At 41.4% G+C, this 22,035-nt stretch carries 29 protein-coding genes and 1 other RNA gene; 15 read left to right on the top strand and 15 right to left on the bottom strand.

Features of this window, described 5'->3' with window-relative positions; translation table 11 throughout:
* Nucleotides 1-15: 15 nt before the first annotated feature.
* From CCS02_RS16645 to CCS02_RS16635, 3 genes are all read right to left on the bottom strand, one after another.
* Complete coding sequence (locus CCS02_RS16645; RefSeq protein ID WP_100637174.1) at nucleotides 16-1,683, bottom strand: methyl-accepting chemotaxis protein; 1,668 nt, start codon at nucleotides 1,681-1,683, stop codon at nucleotides 16-18.
* A 320-nt stretch (nucleotides 1,684-2,003) separates the two neighbouring features.
* On the bottom strand, nucleotides 2,004-2,417 hold the full coding sequence (gene hisI / locus CCS02_RS16640) for a phosphoribosyl-AMP cyclohydrolase (protein WP_100637173.1): 414 nt from the start codon (nucleotides 2,415-2,417) through the stop codon (nucleotides 2,004-2,006).
* On the bottom strand, nucleotides 2,414-3,295 hold the full coding sequence (locus CCS02_RS16635) for a 6-carboxytetrahydropterin synthase (RefSeq protein ID WP_100637172.1): 882 nt from the start codon (nucleotides 3,293-3,295) through the stop codon (nucleotides 2,414-2,416). Before CCS02_RS16635 ends, hisI begins: the two co-directional genes overlap by 4 nt.
* 221 nt (nucleotides 3,296-3,516) lie before the next feature.
* On the opposite strand from CCS02_RS16635, the gene ffs reads away from it, so the two are divergent.
* The 5 genes from ffs to CCS02_RS22495 all read left to right on the top strand — a co-directional run bounded on the left by ffs (nucleotide 3,517) and on the right by CCS02_RS22495 (nucleotide 6,553).
* Nucleotides 3,517-3,613, top strand: an RNA gene (gene ffs / locus CCS02_RS16630) — signal recognition particle sRNA small type.
* Between the two features lie 582 nt (nucleotides 3,614-4,195).
* The gene (locus CCS02_RS22185) at nucleotides 4,196-4,345 is read left to right on the top strand and encodes a hypothetical protein (RefSeq protein WP_157808006.1); all 150 of its coding nucleotides are present in this window, start codon (nucleotides 4,196-4,198) and stop codon (nucleotides 4,343-4,345) included.
* A 251-nt stretch (nucleotides 4,346-4,596) separates the two neighbouring features.
* Nucleotides 4,597-5,763, top strand: a complete 1,167-nt coding sequence (locus CCS02_RS16625) for a hypothetical protein (RefSeq protein ID WP_100637171.1) — start codon at nucleotides 4,597-4,599, stop codon at nucleotides 5,761-5,763.
* 5 nt (nucleotides 5,764-5,768) lie between these two features.
* Nucleotides 5,769-6,320: a hypothetical protein gene (locus CCS02_RS16620; RefSeq protein ID WP_100637170.1), complete on the top strand. Its 552-nt coding sequence runs from the start codon at nucleotides 5,769-5,771 to the stop codon at nucleotides 6,318-6,320.
* Nucleotides 6,321-6,430: 110 nt separating this feature from the next.
* Nucleotides 6,431-6,553 carry a hypothetical protein gene (locus CCS02_RS22495; RefSeq protein ID WP_269800432.1) on the top strand — a complete coding sequence of 41 codons (123 nt, stop codon included), beginning with the start codon at nucleotides 6,431-6,433 and terminating at the stop codon, nucleotides 6,551-6,553.
* 34 nt (nucleotides 6,554-6,587) lie between these two features.
* On the opposite strand, the gene CCS02_RS16610 is transcribed toward CCS02_RS22495, so the two are convergent.
* Nucleotides 6,588-6,989 carry a hypothetical protein gene (locus CCS02_RS16610; RefSeq protein ID WP_100637169.1) on the bottom strand — a complete coding sequence of 134 codons (402 nt, stop codon included), beginning with the start codon at nucleotides 6,987-6,989 and terminating at the stop codon, nucleotides 6,588-6,590.
* Nucleotides 6,990-7,173: 184 nt separating this feature from the next.
* Nucleotides 7,174-7,578, bottom strand: coding sequence for a hypothetical protein (locus tag CCS02_RS16605; RefSeq protein WP_100637168.1), 405 nt, complete (start codon nucleotides 7,576-7,578; stop codon nucleotides 7,174-7,176).
* A gap of 254 nt (nucleotides 7,579-7,832) precedes the next feature.
* Here CCS02_RS16605 and CCS02_RS16600 point away from each other — a divergent pair, with 254 nt between their 5' ends.
* The 4 genes from CCS02_RS16600 (at nucleotide 7,833) to CCS02_RS16590 (ending at nucleotide 9,653) form a co-directional block, all read left to right on the top strand.
* Nucleotides 7,833-8,723, top strand: a complete 891-nt coding sequence (locus CCS02_RS16600) for a Y-family DNA polymerase (protein WP_442919323.1) — start codon at nucleotides 7,833-7,835, stop codon at nucleotides 8,721-8,723.
* Nucleotides 8,702-8,785 carry a DUF4113 domain-containing protein gene (locus CCS02_RS22565; protein WP_442919324.1) on the top strand — a complete coding sequence of 28 codons (84 nt, stop codon included), beginning with the start codon at nucleotides 8,702-8,704 and terminating at the stop codon, nucleotides 8,783-8,785. Before CCS02_RS16600 ends, CCS02_RS22565 begins: the two co-directional genes overlap by 22 nt.
* Before the next feature lie 38 nt (nucleotides 8,786-8,823).
* Nucleotides 8,824-9,063, top strand: a complete 240-nt coding sequence (locus CCS02_RS16595; RefSeq protein WP_198515405.1) for a hypothetical protein — start codon at nucleotides 8,824-8,826, stop codon at nucleotides 9,061-9,063.
* A gap of 125 nt (nucleotides 9,064-9,188) precedes the next feature.
* Entirely contained in the window at nucleotides 9,189-9,653 is a 465-nt protein-coding gene (locus CCS02_RS16590; protein WP_100637167.1) for a helix-turn-helix domain-containing protein, read from the top strand.
* A 237-nt stretch (nucleotides 9,654-9,890) separates the two neighbouring features.
* On the opposite strand, the gene CCS02_RS16585 is transcribed toward CCS02_RS16590, so the two are convergent.
* From CCS02_RS16585 to CCS02_RS16540, 10 genes are all read right to left on the bottom strand, one after another.
* Nucleotides 9,891-10,259, bottom strand: a complete 369-nt coding sequence (locus CCS02_RS16585) for a methionine-R-sulfoxide reductase (protein WP_072839848.1) — start codon at nucleotides 10,257-10,259, stop codon at nucleotides 9,891-9,893.
* Between the two features lie 225 nt (nucleotides 10,260-10,484).
* Nucleotides 10,485-11,024: a ribosome biogenesis factor YjgA gene (gene yjgA / locus CCS02_RS16580; RefSeq protein WP_100637166.1), complete on the bottom strand. Its 540-nt coding sequence runs from the start codon at nucleotides 11,022-11,024 to the stop codon at nucleotides 10,485-10,487.
* Nucleotides 11,025-11,030: 6 nt separating this feature from the next.
* Nucleotides 11,031-12,383, bottom strand: a complete 1,353-nt coding sequence (mgtE, locus tag CCS02_RS16575) for a magnesium transporter (protein WP_100637165.1) — start codon at nucleotides 12,381-12,383, stop codon at nucleotides 11,031-11,033.
* A 7-nt stretch (nucleotides 12,384-12,390) separates the two neighbouring features.
* Entirely contained in the window at nucleotides 12,391-12,660 is a 270-nt protein-coding gene (locus CCS02_RS16570) for an HPr family phosphocarrier protein (RefSeq protein ID WP_012070121.1), read from the bottom strand.
* Between the two features lie 9 nt (nucleotides 12,661-12,669).
* Nucleotides 12,670-13,119 (bottom strand): PTS IIA-like nitrogen regulatory protein PtsN, encoded by a 450-nt coding sequence (gene ptsN, locus CCS02_RS16565; RefSeq protein WP_012070120.1) that lies wholly within the window; start codon nucleotides 13,117-13,119, stop codon nucleotides 12,670-12,672.
* A gap of 17 nt (nucleotides 13,120-13,136) precedes the next feature.
* A complete protein-coding gene (locus CCS02_RS16560) occupies nucleotides 13,137-14,612 on the bottom strand; it encodes an RNA polymerase factor sigma-54 (RefSeq protein WP_072839851.1) in 1,476 nt (491 codons plus the stop codon).
* Nucleotides 14,613-14,690: 78 nt separating this feature from the next.
* Entirely contained in the window at nucleotides 14,691-15,416 is a 726-nt protein-coding gene (gene lptB / locus CCS02_RS16555; protein ID WP_012070118.1) for an LPS export ABC transporter ATP-binding protein, read from the bottom strand.
* Nucleotides 15,417-15,944 (bottom strand): lipopolysaccharide transport periplasmic protein LptA, encoded by a 528-nt coding sequence (gene lptA, locus CCS02_RS16550; RefSeq protein WP_072839852.1) that lies wholly within the window; start codon nucleotides 15,942-15,944, stop codon nucleotides 15,417-15,419.
* Nucleotides 15,928-16,506 carry an LPS export ABC transporter periplasmic protein LptC gene (gene lptC, locus CCS02_RS16545; protein WP_100637164.1) on the bottom strand — a complete coding sequence of 193 codons (579 nt, stop codon included), beginning with the start codon at nucleotides 16,504-16,506 and terminating at the stop codon, nucleotides 15,928-15,930. The genes lptA and lptC overlap by 17 nt, the downstream gene beginning before the upstream one ends.
* On the bottom strand, nucleotides 16,506-17,504 hold the full coding sequence (locus tag CCS02_RS16540) for a calcium/sodium antiporter (protein WP_100637163.1): 999 nt from the start codon (nucleotides 17,502-17,504) through the stop codon (nucleotides 16,506-16,508). The genes lptC and CCS02_RS16540 overlap by 1 nt, the downstream gene beginning before the upstream one ends.
* Before the next feature lie 127 nt (nucleotides 17,505-17,631).
* Between CCS02_RS16540 and CCS02_RS16535 the strand changes: the two genes are divergently transcribed.
* The 6 genes from CCS02_RS16535 (at nucleotide 17,632) to murA (ending at nucleotide 22,035) form a co-directional block, all read left to right on the top strand.
* Nucleotides 17,632-18,432 (top strand): ABC transporter ATP-binding protein, encoded by an 801-nt coding sequence (locus CCS02_RS16535; RefSeq protein WP_084122376.1) that lies wholly within the window; start codon nucleotides 17,632-17,634, stop codon nucleotides 18,430-18,432.
* A complete protein-coding gene (gene mlaE / locus CCS02_RS16530) occupies nucleotides 18,429-19,211 on the top strand; it encodes a lipid asymmetry maintenance ABC transporter permease subunit MlaE (RefSeq protein WP_100188416.1) in 783 nt (260 codons plus the stop codon). The genes CCS02_RS16535 and mlaE overlap by 4 nt, the downstream gene beginning before the upstream one ends.
* A 1-nt stretch (nucleotide 19,212) precedes the next feature.
* Nucleotides 19,213-19,677, top strand: a complete 465-nt coding sequence (gene mlaD, locus CCS02_RS16525) for an outer membrane lipid asymmetry maintenance protein MlaD (RefSeq protein WP_072839856.1) — start codon at nucleotides 19,213-19,215, stop codon at nucleotides 19,675-19,677.
* Between the two features lie 3 nt (nucleotides 19,678-19,680).
* Nucleotides 19,681-20,298 (top strand): MlaC/ttg2D family ABC transporter substrate-binding protein, encoded by a 618-nt coding sequence (locus CCS02_RS16520; RefSeq protein WP_072839857.1) that lies wholly within the window; start codon nucleotides 19,681-19,683, stop codon nucleotides 20,296-20,298.
* A gap of 213 nt (nucleotides 20,299-20,511) precedes the next feature.
* Nucleotides 20,512-20,748, top strand: a complete 237-nt coding sequence (locus tag CCS02_RS16515) for a BolA family protein (RefSeq protein ID WP_012070110.1) — start codon at nucleotides 20,512-20,514, stop codon at nucleotides 20,746-20,748.
* Between the two features lie 24 nt (nucleotides 20,749-20,772).
* Nucleotides 20,773-22,035: a UDP-N-acetylglucosamine 1-carboxyvinyltransferase gene (gene murA / locus CCS02_RS16510; RefSeq protein WP_072839858.1), complete on the top strand. Its 1,263-nt coding sequence runs from the start codon at nucleotides 20,773-20,775 to the stop codon at nucleotides 22,033-22,035.

Here is a 22,035-nt window from a genome sequence, read left to right as displayed (position 1 = left end):
TAATTTGCTGTAGCTCTATACTTTGAAGTAGCTGATTTTTGCCGACAATTGTGTGGCTAATGAAGCCAGCTGTCCAGCTGAGTTACTAATAGAATGTATAGATTTAGTGGTGCGTGATGCAATCTCCGTAATATTTTCGACATTGCGGCTTACTTCGGCCGTTACTGATGCTTGCTCTTCTGCTGTCGCTGAAATTCTATCGTTCATATCGCGAATTTTAGACACGGATTGATTGATATGTCGAAGCGAATCTTCCTCGTGTTTAACTTGATTTACGGCATCAGTGGAGCGCTGATGGCTCGATGTCATGGCTTTTACTGCAGAGCTTGTACCACTTTGTAATAGAGCAATCATTTTCTCAATTTCTTGTGTGGCATTTTGCGTGTTCTGTGCAAGATGGCGCACTTCATCAGCTACCACAGCAAAGCCTCGACCTTGCTCACCAGCTCGCGCAGCTTCAATCGCAGCGTTTAGAGCGAGTAGGTTGGTTTGTTCTGCAATACCTAGAATGACGTTAAGGATATTACTGATTTCTTTAGTATTGGATTGTAATTCATTAATAGTATGTGCAGAACTGGCTATTTCAGTCGCTAATTCTTGAATGCTATCAATTGTTCTAGTGACAATTGCGGTGCCTTCATTGGCTGCTGTTTCGGCATCATGCGCTGCTTGGCTTGCGTCTGTTGTGGATTCAGAAACATGCACTGCCGTGGCTTGAATTTCTTGTATCGCTTGAGATATGAAGTTGGTTTCTTGTTGTTGGCGATCGACCATTTCAGAGGATTCGTCGGTAATACGGTTAAGGTCATTAGCTGCATTGGTCAACATGGAGCTGGACTCAGCCACATCATGCAAAATGCTACTAAGCTGAATGACTAGTTTGTCCATTGCTGTTTCCAGCATGCCGATTTCGTCTTTGCGTGTGCTGGCAATTTTAGATTGAACCAAATCACCTGAGGCAATTTCTTCTGCGCGTCGAACAGCTTTAATAAGCGGTCTACAAATGCCGTTAACAATGATGATACTGACAGTGATACCAATCACAATGAGTACTGCGGCAAATAAACCACTGGCATAAATGGTTTGATCAAGTTTGCTGTTTTGGTTGTCTGCAACGGCGCTACTGTATTCATTAATGGAGGTTATAATTTCCTCCATTTGTTTGTTCACCGTAATCAAGCTTTCGTCAGCAGCGCGTCGAGATTTATTCGCTTTCATGGTGTTGAGCTTGACCCACCAGCTGTAGGTTTCTGTGCTGGCTTCTAAGAAGATAGCTTGTTGCTCTTCTAGTGCTTTAATCTGTTCTAGTAAGCCGTCTAATCCATCGTGTACTGGCATGGTTGCAAGAATGCTTTTTACATTTTCGATACTGGTTACCAACTCACCAGTGTAAGTTTTGAATTTTTCTGCTGATTCTGCAATTTGCTCAGTGCCATACCCACCAATTGTTTTAGCAATAGATACTTGGAAGTAACCGCGTTCAAATTCAACAGATTGTTGTAGTAAAAGCTGACGACTTTTTTCTAAGTTCTTAACTAGTTGGAGGCTTTGCGTGGAAAGGCTTTGTAATTCTGAAGACACGGATTTACTGGTAAGTGCAGAACTAACGCTCATACCAACAATAACCAGCGAAAAGAGTGCAATAAGTGAAAGTATTTTAGTGCGTACGGACAGATTTAACATAGTTAACCCAATGAATTAAGAGTGTTGGTCGATATCTCTTATCCAGCAATACTTATGCCAATCAAGTTTCATTCCCTCGCACGAAGGGCGTTGACTTGTTATCCTTCCTGAACTTGTACTTTATTTGATCTAAAGTTTGGCAAAATATTTGCTAGCTTCGAGAGTGAATAAAAAATTTGCTTTTTTACCGTTCAGATTCGATTGCATAATTCTTGTGGAATGTGCAAAAAAAACTGACAAGACCTAAGGTAACTCGAAAGGGAGAGAGAAGCATAGTGGTTTTTTGCCAAAATGCTCCATTTTTGTGCGTTTTTTGTAACTTACTTGGTTGTAGATGGTGCAGAGCTGATAACAACGTCGTTTCCGTCAACCGTAAAAAAGAAGCAGTCGCGTCGATTGGTATGGCAAGCAGGGCCTTGTTGATTCACTTTGACCAGAATCGCGTCGCCATCACAGTCGAATGACATAGATACCAATGTTTGGCGGTGACCAGAACTTTCGCCTTTACGCCAGTAGGTTTGGCGTGAGCGAGACCAATAACATACTTGACCTGTTTCTAGGGTTTCACGAATGGATTTTTCATTCATGTACGCCAACATTAATACTTCACCAGTATCATGTTGTTGCGCGATGGCCGCGACCAAGCCATGCTCGTCTGTTTTTAAATTTGCTAATACTGTGTCTAAAGATAGCTTTTCGCCTTTGGCGAGGTTTTCGTACTCTTTTAAGCTCATATTCTTGCCTTTATTTTTTCTGAGATTGCGCCTTTACCAATGCCTTCAAAACCGTGGGCTTCAATGTGCACATCTGGATTCTCTTCTGCTAATACATCGGCAATGTGGGCAGAAAGGGATTCAACCGTGGTATCGCAATCCAGCATGTAGACTTGATTGCTGTCGATTTTTAGCTCAAACAAACCTTGCTGGCTGGTGTAGCTAAAGCAGTGATAATTTACACCGTTTTCAGTCACTTGGCTTATCAAGTCTTCTTGGGTACCTAAATAGATGTCTTCCCAACGCTTTGCCCAATCGTGTTCCATTGCAGCATTTCGTGCGCCATCTGTGTAAATCTCAACCGTAGAGCGATGACCATGAGCAATCCGTTGGCAATTACCTGCATGCTTCTTTAAGCCATGGCTGTATTGATATTGTGCGCCAGTAATTTGCTCTGGTGAAAAACGCACGCTAACGGCTTCTAATTCCGCTGGCAGCAGATTAAGAATTTGCGACTCAACCCATTTAGCAACCGCTTCTGGCGTGACTTCTGTCATTGGCAATACACAAATGGCTTGGGTCGGCGCGTCGCACTGAAAGACACGTTTATCGTTAGTGGCGGCTTTACTGTGATCAAAGTGAAAAGACACGCGATCATCAGCTAATGGAGTCATAGTTGATCCGCTGTGCTCAGCAGGAATCGCCAGCATGTGATCGATATTTTCATCCAGCCATTTCTTGATTTGTTTTTTAACGATACTGAAATCACAAATCATGCTTTCATCGTTTAACTTGCCTGTCAGCACAATGTCTGTCTGCCAGCTTTCACCCAACAAACCACGTGTGGCATCAAAGTAGGAAAAATCCACGTGGGTCAGGTTTTTTACAAATAGCTTCAACTCGCTACTCCTATGATTCTTAATGGCGCGTATCTTACCGTAAATAGAAGCAGCGTTATAGCTTGATACAAAGAAGCAATAGAGTAGAGATGGAGTAGAAAAGGGTGATGATTAGCGGCAATTTATAAGTATTTGAAAATACATAAGAAAGGCGGTTGATATTTCGATTTTGCTGCGTATAATTGCGCCCCAAGGTCAACAAGCCTCCTTTATGGTGTCTCTGCTGGTCCCCTCGCAACGATAAACCGTTAATCTGGTCAGGTCCGGAAGGAAGCAGCCACAGCGGTGGACTTGTGTGCCGAGGTGCGGCTGGTAGAGATGCCACCTTAATCTCCCCAAAGTTCTAAACTCTCCCTTTTTTACACCAATATTTATTTCATTCTTTAATGCCGTTATAAATCTCTTCACGATGTATAGTTACGTCTTTCCTCGCTGCTGAACATAAACAACACCACTTGTAGGGCACGATAAGCGAAGCGTAATCTGCCGTGAAAGCGCAGCTTTCTTTTGTGAGCATAAATCATTTTTCGTTTGGCCCTAATAGATACAATAAGGGGAATGCTACACAGCCATGAAAGTGACGGACTGGACAAACGCTACATGCACACCCATTTGAGAGAACAGATGCGCAAAGCGTTGGGGGAGTGGGGCAATAAACTAAATCAAGCTTGTGAAAATAAAAAAGTATACTAAGATCAATGTCTAGAGATAAACAGCATATTTTTTATCTTAATTTAATCTGCAAAGAATGCTTGGAAGTGAGATATCTCATTCCAACAACCTTCCGGTCGGGTTGCTACCACCAAAATGACCGGTTTTAAACCTAAATTGGTAGCAAAGTCTGAGCCGTCTCTGTCCCGACCCTTTATGAGACTGAGACATTGTTGAAGGAGTTAGTCTATGACTAAAACTACTTTGGCGGGTTCAGCAAGTTTGCACCTTCGGCTAGGTGCTTTTGGTGTTTTGTTTACAGCTTTGTCTGTAGCATTTACTCCTGGTATTGCGTTCACGTTGACGCTAGTGGCATCAATTGCTTTAGCTAAGTTGTAATGCTTAGGTACGTATTCAGTTAGGCTGGCGTACCGCCTTTATTGTGTTTTAAGGCGGCTGATTTTTTTTGAACTTCTCTTCTTATATTTTTCTAATCATTACATACGAAAACTGGCAAATAGAAATTTATATATAGCTATTTTAGAAAGTAGAATCACAAACTAATGGAAGAATATTTTTTTGGTAGTCTAAAGTGATATTTATATAGTAAAATTATTGTAAATATTAGGTTGTTTAAGGATGAAGCTGTTTTGATCAAACAAAAATTAGAGAAAGGTAATATAAGGTTTTTCAAAGTAGACCATTGTGGCTTTTACAAGCAAAAAAGTGGTGGTAAACAGCATGTAGATGGTGACATGAAATTTGTCATTGAAAAATTTAATAATTGGGTTACTGGCCGAGAATTTCAAAATACTATTCCGTGGGATGTTGATGCTAACCCTAATCGTGAACAGCTCTACTGCAGGTGTATAGACGTTGATGATGAAACTGGTGATGCACTTGTGGTTTTTTGGAGACGCATTGGGAACGGAAGTACGAAATTTGGTGGCATATCTTTAAAAGCAAAAGTGGGTGATGATGGATCTCAGGATTTAAATATTGACACTGCCGATATGATAGTTGGTCAACCAATGTATTATTGGTTTATTCCAGAATTTAATGTAATTGCTACTGTTAACTTTCCACATGGTGCAGCAAGTACTGAGAATCTCCGTCATTATATAAAACGATGCTTTGATAATAGAATTGAACACCCCCATAAAAAAACAAGTCATGTTGATCATCCTGTTACTGGTAATACGATAAATGTGACTTATAAAAATCCAGATGATGGAAGTTCTTCTAGGTTTTATTTTGAATCTAGTCTTAAAGAGTTAAGTGCTAGTGAAATGGAGCCAGATAAATTAGCTACAAAAATTTCTCATGTTGTTACCCGAGATGTTATATCTCATGTTTCAGATGCTTCTGAAGGTAAAAAAACTATATTCAAGCTATTTGAGAAGGTTAAAGAAGTAAAAGATTCAAAAAAAGTTGAAATAACGGAAGAGGTTAGTTTAAACGAAAATGAGTTGAGGCGTTTAATTAAAATACATCAAGAAGAATTGCAGTTGTTAGAAGATGACAATAATTGGTGTAATATTGGTTTTAAAGAATATGGAAGTGATAAAGTAAGATGGATTGATAGTTATGTAACTCAATCATATATATTGATGTCTCCTAGACTAAAAGGAAGTTTATATTTTAACTCAAAAGCTGTGATGTATGAAATTAAGAAAAAAAGGAGCTCCCTTCTGAGTTTTCTAGCTCTTACGGCTAATTCTGCAGCAGATAATCAAAGAAATACAGTTATCGAAATGCCATTAAATGATGATACAATTGATATGTCTTTATCTAATGAAGTGTCTTCTCAAGGTTGAATGAAATGAAAGAAGTTCTGTTCTTTTTATTTAAAGCACTATTATCAAATTTTGTTTATGTGATATTTTCGGCAGTGTTAACATTTTTTTTGTATAATATCGTAAGGATGAGTGATTTATTTTTGATTAATTCTTCTTTGCAAAATATATCAATCGGTTTTTTTACATTGACAGGGATTTGGATTGCTTATATATATCCTAAAGCTATTTTGTCTTTTGCTTCTTCTAAAAAATTAGATGGTTATGATGACGACGAATTAAATAGAATACAAAGTTTAGTTGAGGTAGTTGTTTTTTCAATTGTGATTTTGATTTCGGCTCTTATGTTTAATTTATTTTACGCTTTGTTAAATCCATTGGTTTTAAATTTAGAAGCTAGAGTATATTTGAAAATTCTAGCTGTTTTTTCGATTTTTTTACTATTTTTTCTACAGTTGAAAATGGCGTTTCAACTAATTATTTCTAATATAGACTTCATTAATGATTTATTCATCACACGCGCTAAAAAGAAGGCAAGTGATGAATTGTTTCCTGAGCAGACTGATAATAAACCTTAAGACTTTTAAGGTTTATTCGGATTTACTCTTTTGATATTTTGATCTACCATTAATTTGCACTGGCAAAATCCAGTGTCGGGATTGCAACATCCGCCACAGATATCATGGCCATGATCCAAACCATCCGAAACTACCAACAACAACTCGCCAGAATCCAAACCAACCCCGCATGGGTCGACCAAACCATCGAACGCGTCAAAAACGCCACAGGCCGACACTTCGGAGAGGGTTAGAACAGTTTAGGAACAAGGGGCGAAAGCCCCTTGGTTATTCTTCCCAGTCTTCTTCTATTTCTTTATTACGAAATTTTTCGTCTAATTCCTTTGAGATTTTAAGCATTTCGTTTTGCATTAAGTCACTCAGGTGACCAAGAGGAATGTACTTGTTTCGCACTAAGTCGCTTTTTTTAAATTCAGGCAATCTTGATATGACAGAAAGGTATTCATTGAGTCTTTCTGGCTGTGTAGTAGGGCGCTGTATCTGTTTTGCGAAGGCAGAGGAAAAATCTTTAATGCCTTTCTCATTATCATCATCGTTTTGCTCACAATAAATCTTCTTAGCTAATTCTTTTTGAGACAATCCAAGCTGTTCACAAACTCTCTTAATTTCTAAGATTAATTGTTTGCTCTCTTCCAGTTGTTCTTCCTTGTTTTCTTTTTTTGTCCTCATACGTCCTTTTCCATTGGTTAAGATGTTTTTGTCCTCAGGGCATGTATTTTTAATTTAAGGAGTAATAACTATGTTGAAATTCATTAACGTACAAGCAGGAAAAAACACACCACCAAACGGACCAAGTACTACAGGTAACCCTTCAGGTGGTGGTCGTGGTAACAATTCACCACGTGGTAAATAGTTAGTAGCAAGCTGCGATATTAGCTTTAAAACGAGTAACAAATTGTTGCTCGTTTTCTTTAATGTCACTGTAACTTATATCATCTACAGTTTTTTCTAGTGCACAAACACAGAGAGAAGCTTTTTCTTTAGCGGACTTTCTAGATAGGGCGTAGAATTGCCCAGAAGAACATGCGCTGATCAATTCATATTCTGCTGCCATTGGGTAGCGATCATCTGAAATCGCCTTTTCAACTTTGTATCCACCAAGTGCGGCTATGCAAACAGCGAAAGTAGTTGATATTATTGGTTTTTTGAAACGTTTGTAATAGTGATTAGCTAGCGTTTTTTCACACTTCCCACACTTAATGTTCTCTGCGTATTCTATTTGATTTGCTTCTTGACAGGCAGGGCACTCGATCTGCATTGTTTTTCCTTGTGCTGGTTTAACGTCTAAAAAAATAGATTTTAGACGAACGATGCTGCTAAGTCTTTACAATATTCATAAGTCTCACGTCTCTCTTTGCTCGCAAAATCGGAAATACTGCCTCTTACAAAAATTCACTTGGTCATTCCCGCTGCCTAAAACTATACTGTATATCCATACAGTATTTTGGTGTTGATCATGTGTGTGACTTATCGTGATGTGTTCGAGTTGGCGGCTCAGGGCGGTTCGCCTGTATGAGCAGCAATAAAACAGTCTTTGCTTTGGTCGATTGCAATAACTTTTACGCCAGTTGTGAGAAGTTGTTCCGGCCAGATTTAAAGCACACGCCTGTTGCTGTGTTGTCGAATAACGATGGTTGTATTGTCGCGCGCTCCAAAGAAGTGAAGGCGCTGGGCATTAAGATGGGCGTGCCGATGTTTCAGGTTCAGGACGAGATAAGAAAGCACGGTATTGTGTGCTTTTCGTCGAATTATGCGCTGTATGCGGATCTGTCGAATAGGGTGATGACCATCTTAGAAGAGGAAGCGCCACGGCTGGAAGTGTATTCCATCGATGAAGCCTTTATGGATTTAACCGGTGTCGATCACGTGACAGATTTGCTGGCGTTTGGCAAACGAGTAAAAGCCAAGGTCGATCAATGGACGGGCATTACGGTAGGCGTGGGTATTGCGCCAACCAAGACGTTGGCGAAGTTGGCCAATCACGCGGCGAAGAAGTACCCAGCCACCGGTTCGGTGGTAGATTTGATGGACCCAGACAGACAAAAGCGTTTATTGGCAATTGTTGATGTCAGTGATGTGTGGGGTGTTGGCCGTCGTACCACGGCAAAGCTAAAGGCGAGGGGAATTCATACCGCGTTGGATCTGGCGAATGCTGACCCTAAATCGATTCGAAGTGAGTTCTCTGTGGTGCTGGAGCGAACCATTCGAGAGTTGAATGGGGTATCGTGTTTGGATCTGGAATTGGTTAGGCCAACAAAGCAGCAAATCATTTGCAGTCGGTCATTTGGTCACAAGGTGACAGACAAGCAAGAACTACGCGAAGCCATTGCCAAGTACACAACCAGAGCGGCCTCGGCAACGTCTTCTTCGCCTCGCAAGGCGTGTCATCACAATGGTCAATGAAACGCGAACACCTATCGCCAGGCTACACGACCAGATGGGATGAACTGCCCAAGGTTTGGTGACTTTTTTTGTACGAATCTCCAATAGAAAAAGTCGTCATATGAATTTGGAGTCAGATAAAAAATTGATTGTTAACGATGCCGCCAAATCCTTTTGTATAACAGAAAGCATCGCCGTCGTACCCGCCACCGACATCATGGCCATGATCCAAACCAGCCGAAACTACCAACAACAACTCGCCAGAATCCAAACCAACCCCACATGGGTCGACCAAACCATCGAGCGCGTCAAAGGCGCTATGATCGTCTTTATTGTCTTTTTTCGAATGTACAAAGCCTAGATTAAAAACACTTAAGTGAAATAACTGAAAAATCTGGATGTTTTCAGATATTTCATTTATGTTTGCTGTTACTGAGGCTGGCTTTTAGCTTGCCTTGATAGTGTTAAGGGTGAGGGGTTACTCGAATGATTAAAACAAATTTAAATGTTGAGCCAGATACCAGTGCAATAATCAAAGCGCAGCAGTACCTGAAGCTGCATCAAGCGGATCTTGATAAGTTAAAAATTGATGTGTTACTCAAGAATGGTCAAAAAGCTGAATTTGAATTACCCAAATTGACGCTTGATGCACTTGTTCAAGTGTTAGGTCAATTGGCTAGGGATGGAGGTGATCAGTTCTTTGAACAGCAGATTGACTTGGAGAAAATGGTTAGTCCTGCTGTGGCGGCTAAATTTCTTGGGATGTCACGACCAAAGGTAACAGGCTATATTTTGGCTGGGCAAATTCCATCTATGAAAGTAGGTACACATCATCGTGTAAAAATGGCAGATGTGTTGTTATTTAAAGAGAAGCTTTCTAGTGCCAAGGGATCAAGAGAAGAGACTCTTAGTTTAATTGCTAACTTTGAGCAAGAGTCAGATTCGATGTAAGGGAACTATAAAGATCCGGAGATCACGGTCGAAGATTTGCTAATAAAGCTTGATCGTTCAGTGCCAAGTTTTACACATTTAGTAAGAGGGTCATGACTTAAGAGCTTGCTTGTGTTGTTTTTAAAGTACCGGCTTTAGGTGATTTTTTGTGTTTCAGACGCCACCAATAAAACAGTTGTAGAAACAATAAAACCGCCAGTTGGGCGGTTTTATTGTTTTAGCGCTTGGACTAAGTGATCAGCCTTGGCTGACGAACTTCATTGAGATGGAGTTAACGCAGTGGCGGATGTTGTTTTCTGTGAGTCTTTCCCCTTCAAATACATGACCTAGGTGGCCTTCGCAATTGGCGCAGACGATTTCTATGCGTCGGCCATCGGCATCTGGTACGCGTTTTACAGCATTGGGGATTTCGTCGTCAAAACTTGGCCAGCCGCAGTGAGAAATGAATTTGTGTTCTGAGGTGTAAAGCGGCGCTTCGCATTGGCGACAAACATACAGGCCGCCTTCCATTGTGTCGGTGTATTCTCCAGTGAATGGACGTTCGGTGCCTTTATCAAGGATTACACTAGCTTCTACAGGTGTAAGCTTGTTGTATGGTTTACTCATAAGACTTGTTCTCCTGTCACTATGATGGACGTTATTGGTATAAATTATGGCATGCCTTATCGCTGTAGACTAAGACAATAAATTGCACGGCGAGTTCGAGTTTTTGTGGGCGTTAGTTTTTAGTAGGGGGTGAGCATAAAAAAGCCCATCTTAAAGACGGGCAATTTTGTGTGCGGATACGCCATTATCAATATATAGCGTCGAACTTTGGACTTGAGTTTAAGGTTATTCCATTAAACCAAGGCGCTTTTCTTCGGCTTCACGTAAGAAACGGAAAAGTTTTTTACGGTTTGTGGTGTTGCCTTCTTGAGATACTTCTTTTTGAGATTGGCGAATAAGTTGTCTAAGCAGTTGAATGTCTTCAATCTGTGGGTTTTCTGCTAAGTATTCAGACAGCACTTCTTTGCTGTTCTCGCCAATTAGCATATCGCGTTTAATCTCAAGCTGATGAAATAGCTTGTTGTAAGCAGCAGAAGTGGAATCGAAAAGCGCTACACGGTGCGCTATGGCTTCATGGTCTTCTGTACGCATTACTTTGCCGATGTATTGCAAGTGTCTTCTCATGGCTTCATGTTGCTTTATGCGGCCAGCTTCAACGAATGCTTCGCGTAGAGTGTCAGACATTTCCACTTTTTTAAGCTGATTTTTGCTTAAGCCTAGTAGTTTTTTTCCAAGATCTTGCAGGGCTTCCATTTCACGCTTGATCTGGGTTTTGCTCTTAGGGGTTTCTTCGTCGTTGTTTTCAAATTGATCAAAGTCTGTCATGGGAACCTATATTAGAAAAATAGTAGCGAGACCAAGGAAGGATAGAAATCCAACCACGTCGGTCACGGTAGTCAAAATTACGCTGCCTGCTAGGGCAGGGTCGATGCCAATTTTTTTTAGTAGAATTGGCAGAAGTGTACCAGTGGCTGCTGCAAATAGCAGATTTATTATGATGGCGCCCGCAATGATATAGGCAATCTTGATGTTGTCAAACCAAAGTGCGGTAAGTGCGGCTATTACTGTTGCCCAAAGAAGGCCATTTATGAGTCCAACAATGAGCTCTCTATTAAGTAGCCAGCGAGTATTGGTGGAGCCTATCTGATTGAGTGCAATACCACGAATGACCAGTGTCAGTACTTGAGAACCAGCTATACCGCCCATGCTAGCAACGATTGGCATGAGTATAGCTAATGCGACAACTTGGTCTAATGTCTCTTGGAATAAGCCAATAACGTAAGACGCTGTAAAGGCGGTTATTAGGTTTATGCCAAGCCAAACTGCACGTCGCTTGGTGGTTTTCATGATAGGCGCGAAGGTATCTTCGTCATCATCAAGACCCGCCATGCTTAACATGGAGTGTTCGGCTTCGTCACGGATAACGTCTACAACGTCATCGATGGTGATGCGGCCAAGTAGTTTTTTAGTTTTGCTGTCAATAACGGGAGCGGATACTAGGTCCATTTTTTCAAAAAGCTGCGCGACTTCGCTAGCTGGTGTTTCTGCGTCAATGACGGTGAATTCTGTTTCCATGATATCGCGCACTGTTGCGTTAATATCTGATACCAGTAGTTTGGTAAGTGGAAGTATTCCTAAAAGGCGATCTGAGCGGCTGACAACAAGTAAGTTGTCTGTCATGTCTGGTAGTGTTGAGTGTCTGCGTAAATAGCGAAACACCAGATCGACGGTAATATTTGGACGTATGGTGATGGTGTCCGTATTCATCAAGCCGCCGGCAGAATCTTCCGAGTAGCTTAATAGTGCTTCAACTCTTGTTCTGTCTTGCGTGGACATTGACGCAAGAACTTCTTTTACGACCTTTTCTGGTAGGTGTTGTAGTAAGTCGGCTAGGTCATCGCTTTCAAAATGTTCGGATACGGCGATAAGTCGCTCTGTATCCATGTTTTTCATGAATTGTACGCCAATATCTTCGCTTAGATATTGAAGTACTTCGCCTTCATTCTTGGCTTCTATTAACTCCCAAAGAAGCTTACGCTCTTTGGGAGGAGAAGACTCTAATAGACGAGCAACATCCTGTGCGGGCAAAGCGCCGTTAAGTAAATAACGGATTTGCATGGTGGTACCGGATTCGAGCGATTCGGTGACCGTTTGGAGGTGATTTAGAGTGTTTTGCTCTGACATATAAGTCTTACTCGTCTTCACCAAAACGATTATTTATTAATTCTATTACCGCTTTTATTGCATCTAACTCGTCTTCACCATTGGTTTTGATGCGAATTTCTGTGCCTTTGCCGGCAGCAAGCATCATCATTGCCATGATGCTTTTTCCGTCAACATTTCGGCTATCTTTTTCTATGGTGATATCGCAAGAAAAGCGAGTGGTTGTTTCAACCAATTTGCCAGCAGCGCGAGCATGCAAGCCAAGTTTATTTATGATCGTGACGGACTCTTCCTGCATGCTTTTTTCCTATATTAGTGATTCAAATATATTGAATAGTTCTTCATTGGTCTGTGCTGTGCGCAATTTATCCAGTGCTTCTGGGGATTGGGCAAGTTCTGCTATTTGAGCTAGCGTTGCAAGGTGTTGGTCACACTCATGAGGTGGAACAATTAATGCAAATATTAAGTCTACCGCTCTTTTATCGATGGAATCGAAATCAATCGGAGTTTGCAATGACATAACGACAATAGCGGTATGGTTTGCAGATTCTAGGCGACAGTGTGGAATAGCTATGCCGTTGCCTATGCCTGTACTACCTAGCTTTTCACGACCTAGTAGTGCGTCATAGACAGCTTCGTTGTCACAATGTAGTCGGTTGGAAGCAACTTCAGCAATGCTTTCAAGTACTCGTTTTTTACTAACAATATCTTGTTTTGCGAGAACGAGTTCCGCTTTTAATAATGATTTCAAGGACATGATAAAATGGTTTCCGTTTAGATCAGTCGTTTTCGTTCATTGGAAGGAGGGATGTTCATCGCCTCTCGATATTTGGCTACAGTGCGTCGAGCAACCTGTATGCCTTGGTCTGCTAAAATAGCAGCTAGCTTGTTATCACTTAACGGTTTTTTCGCCGGTTCATCCGATACAAGCTTTTTAATCATAGCTCGTATTGCGGTAGAAGAACATTCTCCGCCGGAGGCGGTGTTTACATGGCTGGAGAAAAAGTATTTCAGCTCAAAGATGCCCTTCGGTGTGTGCATGTATTTCTGAGTTGTTACCCTGGAAATAGTTGACTCATGCATACCTACTTCTTCTGCGACATCGTGAAGAACCATTGGTTTCATGGCTTCTTCGCCTAGTTCGAAGAAATCAATTTGTCGACTTACAATGCAGCTTGCCACTTTTAATAAAGTTTCGTTGCGGCTCTGTAGGCTCTTCATGAACCATTTTGCTTCTTGAAGAGAGGTTTTTATGTAAGTCACATCTTCTGCTGTTGCTGCTGCAGTGCTAGCCATCGCTGAGTAAGTCTCATTGATTTTGATGGGTGGCAAAGCGTCATTATTTAGTTCCACTTGCCATACGTCATGGCGTTTTTTCACTGTGACATCAGGAATAACGTAGTCCGTGTCGTCAGCGTCAATAACTGAGCCTGGGCGTGGGTTGAGCTGTTGAATCAAATTGACGACTTCTTTTAGCGCTTCGTCTTTGAGTTTTGTTTTACGGCTCAACTGAGCAAAATCTCGATTACCTAGTAATGGTAGGTAATGATCAATAAGATTGTATGTGCTCTTATACAGCGGGTGGCTTTGGAATGCTTCTAGTTGCACAAGAAGGCAGTCGCGTAGGTCAATTGAGCATACGCCTACAGGGTCAAAGCGCTGCAATCTATGCTGCACTGCAATGACTTCTTCAATATCTAGATCTTCTAATTCAGTGCCGAGAGATTCCCAGATGTCATCGGGAGAAATGCTTAAGTAGCCATCAGGTTGAACGCATTCAATGATGGCGTAAGCGATTTCAATGTCGCGATCTGACATGTGGGTTAAATTTAATTGCCATATAAGATGGTCTTGGATGCTTTCTGCTGGTGCGTTACGGCTTTCGAAGTCGCTATCGCCTTCGTAGCTGTTGTGATCGCTGACAGCTGCAGAACTTTGATAGGTATCATCCCAGTTACTATCTATGGATAGTTCTTCAGGGATGCTTTCTGTCCACTCAGATTCTACGCGTGGTTCTTCGCTATTATTGTCGACTGTTGTATCGGCAGCGCTTTTTGATTCTATGCTTGCAGGGATGTCGTGATGAATTTGTTCGTCGTCGTCGAGCTCAAGCAATGGGTTCGATTCAAGAAACTCATGAATTTCTTGTTTTAAATCCAACGTAGAAAGCTGCAGCAAGCGAATAGCCTGTTGCAGTTGTGGCGTCATAGTCAGCTGTTGACCAAGCTTTAATTGTAAAGACTGCTTCATAGAGCAACTCTTTCTTCTATTTGAATGAATTGGAACGAGTTATGCATACTACTCCCTTTCTACAGCAATGATAAGGGGTTACAGACGGAAGTCGTCGCCTAAATAGACCTTTTTTACTTGTTCATTGTTGATGACGGTACTGGCATCACCAGATGCAATGATGTAACCATTGCCAACAATGTAAGCTTTATCACAGATGTCTAGTGTTTCTCTGACATTGTGATCGGTAATTAAGACACCGATTCCACTTTCTTGGAGATGTTTGATTATGTGTTTTATGTCACCAACTGAGATAGGGTCTACGCCGGCAAAGGGTTCATCAAGTAGGATGAATTTTGGGTTCATGGCAACCGCTCTCGCTATTTCAACCCGGCGCCTTTCTCCTCCTGATAGTGCCATTCCTAGGTTGGTGCGAATATGGGTGATATGAAACTCTTCTAAGAGTTCTTCTAGTCTTTCTTGTTGTTGTGCTTTTGTTAGCTTTTTGCGGGTTTCTAAAATTGCTAGGATATTATCTTCTACAGACATTTTCCTAAAAATAGATGCCTCTTGAGGGAGGTAGCCAATGCCTTTTTGAGCACGAGTATGCATGGCGTCATGAGTGATGTCTTGGCCATCAATAAATATGCCGCCAGCGTCGTTTGCTACCATGCCAACTATCATATAAAAACAGGTGGTCTTACCCGCGCCATTAGGGCCAAGCAGGCCAACGGCTTGGCCAGACTCAACGGAAATAGATACATCCTTTACGACTTGGCGTTTTTTGTAGCTCTTCGCAAGGTGTTTTGCTTCTAGTAGTGCCATCTATTTTTTATTCTCAGGTGCTTGTTTATCTTTTGGCGCTTGTGGTTGTAAGGTCATTGATACGCGCCCTGAATCTTTTTTCTCAGCACTGAATGTGCCGTCATCAATCATATAGAGGATGTAGTCTGCGGTGATGGAGTTCTGCATTCTGCTTAGGTAACCATCACCAATAATTTCTAATTTTGATTCGCTGGTTAAATAATGTATTTCATTGCCTTTACTGATAACAATGTTGCCGCTCCAGTCTATCTGCTGACTGAATTTCGCAGGTTTTCCTGTGGCTTCTAGGCTGCTAAATTTTCGGGTCTTAGCGTCTGTTGTTACTTTAAGGTATTGGGCCTGAATTTCAATGGTACCTTGCTTAACAAATACATTACCTTTGTATATTGCTTCGCCTGAATTTTGGTCGAATGATGCCTCATCAGCTTGTATTTCTAATGGCTTGGTTGTGTCTTCAGGTAGTGCGTATGCGTATTGGCCAATTAGGGCTGAAGTAAGCAACACGCTGACGTTAATGAATCGTTTCATATTTTCCTCGTACAGATCCTGTCATCACGACTTCTTCTGAGTTTATATATGTTGTAATTGTGCCAGCAGAAGTCTCTCCTTGAGTGGAGATAAGTGTTGCATTTCCATAGCTGGTTAGTGATTGATCTTTATCTAAATAATGTATGTTATCTGCACTTAGCTTTATATCTTCAGATTGAAGGTATTTTTTAGTCGCTCTGGCATTTTCGGTTAATAGAATATCATTACTTCCGTCTTCAATAACCCCTTTATCTGCTTTTGCGCTCCAATGGCCTGATTTTGAGTAGCGCTCGACGTTAGGCGTTTGTAAGAGTGTTTTGGATTTTGCTATGTAGTGCAGCGTTTGTTCAGCATCAAGTGTTTCTATCAGAAGCCCGTCAGCATCAAACTCTTTAACTTTGACCTTAGTAATAAAGTAGTCTGGAGAACTGCTTAATGAGTCTGCTTGAACGAGGTTTTGTATAGGTGCTGCCCCATACCATCCTAAAGAGGCTACTACTATTAAAGTAGCCCCAATGATTAAAAGGCTTTTGGGTTTTGTTAGTGTTTTTAACGAAAGCATTACACCGAACCGTTTGAGCTAATAATAAATAAATAAACACCATAAGAAGCAATAAGCGGTAAGCCTACCCATCTAGGGATGCTGTTGTTTTTCGTTTTCCTGAAAATGAAAATAGCAAGAGCGAGTGCAACAGTTAAACCTAATACCCAAGGGAAATCTCTGCTTATCACGCTTTGATCTACTAGTCCTGGAGCAATAAGGGCTGGTAGTGGTAATACGGTGGCCAAGTTGAAGATGTTTGATCCCAATATATTGCCAATTGCTATATCGTGATGGCCTTTTCTGACGCTGCTAATTGAAGCCGCTAGTTCAGGTAGGCTGGTTCCAACTGCAACGATAGTAAGGCCTATAACTAATTCGCTTACGCCTAAAGCGGTTGCTATGCCTATTGCACCCCAGACAAGTAATTTAGAACTTCCTATCAATACAGCTAATCCGATTAGTGCAATGATGAGGGATTTGCTGACAGAGGTTCCATCGTCTTCTGGTAAGCCTTCTTTTAAATCTTTTTCTAAATCTTTACTGCCTCTTAGCAATATTGTCAGGATAATAATAAAAGCAGCAATTAGAATCACGCCATCCCATACGCCAAGGGTCTGATCGTATAGTAAAAAACCTGCTAGCAGGGTGATAGCTAATACGAGAGGGACTTCTTTGGTGGACAGTCCGGAGGCGATTGGAATTGCTGAGAATAATAATGTGATGCCGAAGACAAGTGCGATGTTGGCAATGTTCGAGCCAAGCACATTGCCAACTGCTATTTCTGGTGCGTTATCAAGTGCCGCAATGGCCGAAACGACCATTTCTGGTGCGGATGTGCCGAACGCGACTAACGTAATCCCTATTATCATTGGATTTACATTCAGTTTCTCTGCTACAAGCGCAGAGTGTTCTATAAATTTGTCGGAACTCATTACGAGCAAAACTAACCCTACAATTAGGGCGATAGAAAACAACAGCATGGTATTGATATTACTCAAAGATACAGGGAGTACCATTTAATGAGGTTTGGCGTTGAAATTCAAGGCTTGATCTTATAAACAAAGTGGATTTGGCTGTGTCATGATTTTATTTGTTGGGGGGCGATGTTAGTATCGGGCCATATTTGATAGGGATTAAAAAGGTGTGTCAGTGGTAGATGCTTATATAAAGGTCCAAAATGTTAGTTTTTCAAGGGGAGAGCGTTCTATTTATGAGAACGTATCACTTACTATTCCAAGAGGTAAGATTACTGCGGTGATGGGTCCTAGTGGGACGGGGAAGACGACATTGCTACGTTTAATTGCGGCGCAGCTCGCACCAAACTCAGGCACTATTTTAGTAGACGGTCAAAATGTTCACGCTTTGTCCCGCTCTGAACTTTATAAGGTGCGCAAAAAAATGGGCATGCTTTTTCAAAGTGGTGCTTTGTTTAGTGATATGACTGTCGCTGAGAATATTGCTTTTCCAATGGAAGAACACACCAAGCTGGATGCAAAAACAATAGCGGGTATTGTCTCTGATAAGCTTTATAGCGTTGGTTTACGCGGTGCCGCTAATCTAATGCCGTCGGAATTATCTGGAGGGATGGCTAGACGTGTTGCGTTAGCCCGTGCTATCTCTTTGGATCCAGAGTTAGTAATGTACGATGAGCCTTTTACTGGGCAAGATCCTATTTCTAAAGGTGTTCTTGTTAAGTTGATACGCCAGCTTAATGATTCAGCAAATATGACGTCTGTTCTTGTATCTCATGATGTTGAAGAGTCTCTTTCTATTGCTGATCATGTGTGTATTTTAGCTGGCGGGCGAGTGATTGCTGAGGGTTCTGCCGACGAAATTCGTGCTTCTGATGACCCTGAGGTAAAGCAGTTTTTGAATGGTGAACCTGATGGTCCTGTTCCCTTCCATTATCCAGAAGAAAGTATTTCTAGTAGGGCTGCATTATGAAAAGCATTGAGTTGTTGGGGGCGTCGCTACTGGATTGGCTTGAAGCTGTTGGTCGAGCCGGAATATTTTTGGTACAAAGTATTTTTAGGTTGCCTGTTCGGTTTAAAGAGTCTGTAAATTTGCTAGTGAAGCAGCTTTACTCTGTTGGGGTGTTATCTCTCGTTATTATTATTGTTTCAGGTGCTTTTATTGGCATGGTGCTGTCGCTTCAGGGTTACAGTATTTTGGCTAAGTTTGGCTCAGAAGAAGCAGTCGGGCAGCTACTGGCGCTTTCTTTGTTGAGGGAGTTGTCTCCAGTGGTTACGGCGCTTTTGTTTGCTGGACGTGCTGGCTCATCTTTGACGGCTGAAATTGGTTTGATGAAAGCAACGGAGCAATTATCCAGTTTTGAGATGATGGGTGTTGATCCTCTAAGACGGGTGATTGCGCCTCGCTTTATTGCTGGTGTGATTTGCTTGCCTATCTTGAGTTTGATTTTTTCTGCGTCGGGTATTCTTGGCGGACATCTTGTTTCTGTTGAATGGTTAGGTGTTTATGATGGCGCTTTCTGGTCATCAATGCAGCAGTCTGTGTATTTTGATACTGATATTATGAATGGCCTTATTAAGGCGTTATGTTTCTCAGTTGTTGTTACATGGATCGCTGTTTATCAAGGTTATGAGTGTGTCCCCACTTCTGAAGGGATTGGTAAAGCAACCACTCGTACAGTGGTTTTAGGTTCATTGGCTATTTTGGCTTTAGATTTTGTATTAACCGCCGCTATGTTTGGGGATTTTTAGCATGAGAAGTAAGCGTTCAGAATTGTTGGTAGGGTGTTTTATTGTATTGGGCGTTGTTGCTCTTGTTTATTTGGCCGTTCAAGTGAGTGGGCTTGCCTTCTCTAGCAAGAAAGACACGTATCAGGTCGTTGCTAGGTTTGATGATATTGCAGGGCTCACAAATCGAGCTAAAGTCTCTATTGCTGGCGTGGCGGTTGGTAATGTTGAGTCAATTACGTTTGATAAGAAGTTGTATATGGCTTTGGTAACAATGAATATTGATTCGGACGTTAATAATATTCCTACCGATAGTTCTATTGCAGTGTTGACGAGTGGTTTGCTGGGTGAGAAGTATTTAGGTATTTCTATTGGGGCTGAGGATGAAATGCTTAAAAATGGCAGTGAAATTTTTGATACCCAATCCGCCCTGGTTTTAGAAACTTTGATCAGTCAGTTCTTGTTCAAAGGCGGCGATTCGGAGAAGTAATATATGTCTAAGATTTTATCTGGTGTTGTTTTTGTTTTTTCCTTGCTTGGGTCAAGTGTAACTTGGTCTGACGTTGATGGTGCAAGGGATACGGTTATTAAAGTTGTTGACGCTTTTCGAACAGATATCGTTGCTGATAAAGCGGTGTTGTCTAAAGATCCGGTTTTATTAGAGAAGCGAGTTGATAATATCTTGGCGAATGTGGTCGATTTTGATGATTTTTCCAAAAAAGTGATGGGAAAATATTATCGAAGAGCATCGCCTGAGCAGCGTATTCGCTTTGCCAGTGTTACTAAAGATACCTTGTTGAAAACATACGGTACTTCCTTGCTTGAGCTGGATGCAGATCGAATTAATGTTTTACCTCTAGGGCCTCAAGGTAGGGGGAAAGAAACCAAAGTTGACGTTGACTTCCAGATGGAATCTGGCGGCATGTTAAATATCAGCTTTTTCATGGAAGAGTCTAAAAAAGGTGTATGGATGTTGAGTAATGTTGTGATTAACAACATTAACTTTGGCTTAACCTTTCGTAAGCAGTTTGGTGTCATGATGGAGCAGAATAAGAATGACATTGAGTTGGCTATTTCTGCTTGGCGAGAGTCTCTAGCGAAGAAGTCTTAATTCAATAAATCTGGCTTTATTGTGAGCAATAAAATCCGAACCCATTAAATGGGTTCGGATTTTTTGTTTTTTGGGAGGGAGCATTGTCAGTCTTGATTAAAATCTTAGAAAACAAGTGGTTTTTTATTCAGAGTTAGGCTTAGAGGTGTTAAGTAGTTGGCTGTACTCATGTAGAATAGGGGAATCGAGCATATTTTATATATTGGAGCGACTGTGAACGCAGGTGAAGTTAAAGCACTTTTGGAATCCTCTATCCGCAACTGTGAAGTGGTTGCAGAGGGAGAAGGTTGTAATTTTCAAGTAGTTGTAGTGACAAGTGAGTTTGAGGGGCTGTCAACGGTTAAGAGGCAGCAGCTTGTGTATTCACATCTTCAAGAAGCTATTTCCAGTGGCGCCATTCACGCCGTTACAATGAAAACCTATACGCCAGAACAAATAAGCAAGCTATAAAAGCTATTATAAGAGATTAAAAATATGGATAAGCTTCTGATTACCGGTGGTACTCGGCTTAATGGTGTTGTTCGTGCTTCTGGTGCGAAAAATGCTGCGTTGCCAATTTTAGCGGCAACCTTGTTAACTAAAGAATTGATCACAATTAAAAACCTTCCTCATTTACACGATATTACCACCATGCTTGAGCTGCTTGGCTCTATGGGATGTGGCGTTGTTGTTGACGAAAAAATGAGTGTTCAGCTGGATGTTTCGACTCTTAATAATTGCGAAGCGCCTTATGATCTTGTTAAAACCATGCGCGCTTCTATTTTGGTTCTTGGTCCTTTAGTCAGTCATTTTGGTAAAGCGGTTGTATCACTTCCTGGTGGTTGTGCTATTGGTAGTCGACCAGTGGATTTGCATTTGCGTGGTTTAGAGGCCATGGGTGCAACAATCGCTGTAGAAGGTGGCGATATTATTGCAAGCGTTGATGGTCGTCTTAAAGGTGCTCGTATCTTTTTTGATAAAGTGACAGTAACGGGAACTGAAAACCTGTTGATGGCAGCGACTTTGGCTGATGGACAAACTATTTTAGAAAACGCGGCGCGTGAACCTGAAGTGGTTGATTTAGCTGAATGTTTAATTTCAATGGGCGCTAAAATTAAGGGCCATGGTACAGATACCATTATTATTGATGGTGTTGAAGCTTTGCATGGTACCAGTTATCCAGTGATGCCAGACCGTATTGAAACAGGTACTTTCTTGGTTGCTGCTGCTATTACTGGTGGCAAAGTGCGTGTTATTGATACCAATGTTAAGTCGCTTGAGGCTGTTCTTTCTAAATTGGAAGAGGCTGGCGCGAAAGTAACTTGTGGTGATGATTGGATTGAAGTGGATATGGAAGGGCGTCGTCCAAATGCTGTAAACATCAGTACTGCGCCGTACCCTGCGTTTCCAACAGATATGCAAGCACAGTTTGTTGCCTTGAACTCAATTGCAAACGGCGTTGGTCGAGTTATCGAAAATATCTTTGAAAATCGTTTCATGCACGTAGATGAAATGCTTCGCATGGGAGCCGATATTGAAGTAAATGGTAACACTGCAATCGTTCGTGGTTGTGAGCGCTTGAAAGGCGCGCCAGTAATGGCGACGGATTTACGTGCTTCTGCAAGTTTGGTGCTTTCTGCTTTAGTAGCAGAGGGTGATACAAAGATTGATCGTATCTATCATATTGACCGTGGCTATGAGTGTATTGAAGAAAAATTCGGTTCATTGGGTGCGAAAATTTCACGGGTCTTAAATTAA

Origin of the sequence: Marinomonas sp. ef1 (genome assembly GCF_002806845.1) — a bacterium.
GTDB classification, from domain to species: domain Bacteria; phylum Pseudomonadota; class Gammaproteobacteria; order Pseudomonadales; family Marinomonadaceae; genus Marinomonas; species Marinomonas polaris.
Note: the sequence above shows the minus strand (reverse complement) of the source record. Positions and strands in the feature narration are given on the sequence as shown.

Coding starts and splice junctions, on each gene's coding strand:
- CCS02_RS16540 (WP_100637163.1), bottom strand. CDS start 17,504: ATGGTACTCCCTGTATCTTTGAGTAATATCAATACCATGCTGTTGTTT.
- CCS02_RS16600 (WP_442919323.1), top strand. CDS start 7,833: ATGAGCAGCAATAAAACAGTCTTTGCTTTGGTCGATTGCAATAACTTT.
- murA (WP_072839858.1), top strand. CDS start 20,773: ATGGATAAGCTTCTGATTACCGGTGGTACTCGGCTTAATGGTGTTGTT.
- yjgA (WP_100637166.1), bottom strand. CDS start 11,024: ATGACAGACTTTGATCAATTTGAAAACAACGACGAAGAAACCCCTAAG.
- CCS02_RS16605 (WP_100637168.1), bottom strand. CDS start 7,578: ATGCAGATCGAGTGCCCTGCCTGTCAAGAAGCAAATCAAATAGAATAC.
- mlaE (WP_100188416.1), top strand. CDS start 18,429: ATGAAAAGCATTGAGTTGTTGGGGGCGTCGCTACTGGATTGGCTTGAA.
- CCS02_RS22495 (WP_269800432.1), top strand. CDS start 6,431: ATGATCCAAACCATCCGAAACTACCAACAACAACTCGCCAGAATCCAA.
- ptsN (WP_012070120.1), bottom strand. CDS start 13,119: ATGTCCTTGAAATCATTATTAAAAGCGGAACTCGTTCTCGCAAAACAA.
- CCS02_RS16620 (WP_100637170.1), top strand. CDS start 5,769: ATGAAAGAAGTTCTGTTCTTTTTATTTAAAGCACTATTATCAAATTTT.
- CCS02_RS16585 (WP_072839848.1), bottom strand. CDS start 10,259: ATGAGTAAACCATACAACAAGCTTACACCTGTAGAAGCTAGTGTAATC.
- lptC (WP_100637164.1), bottom strand. CDS start 16,506: ATGCTTTCGTTAAAAACACTAACAAAACCCAAAAGCCTTTTAATCATT.
- CCS02_RS16610 (WP_100637169.1), bottom strand. CDS start 6,989: ATGAGGACAAAAAAAGAAAACAAGGAAGAACAACTGGAAGAGAGCAAA.
- CCS02_RS16595 (WP_198515405.1), top strand. CDS start 8,824: ATGAATTTGGAGTCAGATAAAAAATTGATTGTTAACGATGCCGCCAAA.
- lptA (WP_072839852.1), bottom strand. CDS start 15,944: ATGAAACGATTCATTAACGTCAGCGTGTTGCTTACTTCAGCCCTAATT.
- hisI (WP_100637173.1), bottom strand. CDS start 2,417: ATGAGCTTAAAAGAGTACGAAAACCTCGCCAAAGGCGAAAAGCTATCT.
- CCS02_RS22185 (WP_157808006.1), top strand. CDS start 4,196: ATGACTAAAACTACTTTGGCGGGTTCAGCAAGTTTGCACCTTCGGCTA.
- lptB (WP_012070118.1), bottom strand. CDS start 15,416: ATGGCACTACTAGAAGCAAAACACCTTGCGAAGAGCTACAAAAAACGC.
- mlaD (WP_072839856.1), top strand. CDS start 19,213: ATGAGAAGTAAGCGTTCAGAATTGTTGGTAGGGTGTTTTATTGTATTG.
- mgtE (WP_100637165.1), bottom strand. CDS start 12,383: ATGTCAGAGCAAAACACTCTAAATCACCTCCAAACGGTCACCGAATCG.
- CCS02_RS16570 (WP_012070121.1), bottom strand. CDS start 12,660: ATGCAGGAAGAGTCCGTCACGATCATAAATAAACTTGGCTTGCATGCT.
- CCS02_RS16590 (WP_100637167.1), top strand. CDS start 9,189: ATGATTAAAACAAATTTAAATGTTGAGCCAGATACCAGTGCAATAATC.
- CCS02_RS16645 (WP_100637174.1), bottom strand. CDS start 1,683: ATGTTAAATCTGTCCGTACGCACTAAAATACTTTCACTTATTGCACTC.
- CCS02_RS16560 (WP_072839851.1), bottom strand. CDS start 14,612: ATGAAGCAGTCTTTACAATTAAAGCTTGGTCAACAGCTGACTATGACG.
- CCS02_RS16520 (WP_072839857.1), top strand. CDS start 19,681: ATGTCTAAGATTTTATCTGGTGTTGTTTTTGTTTTTTCCTTGCTTGGG.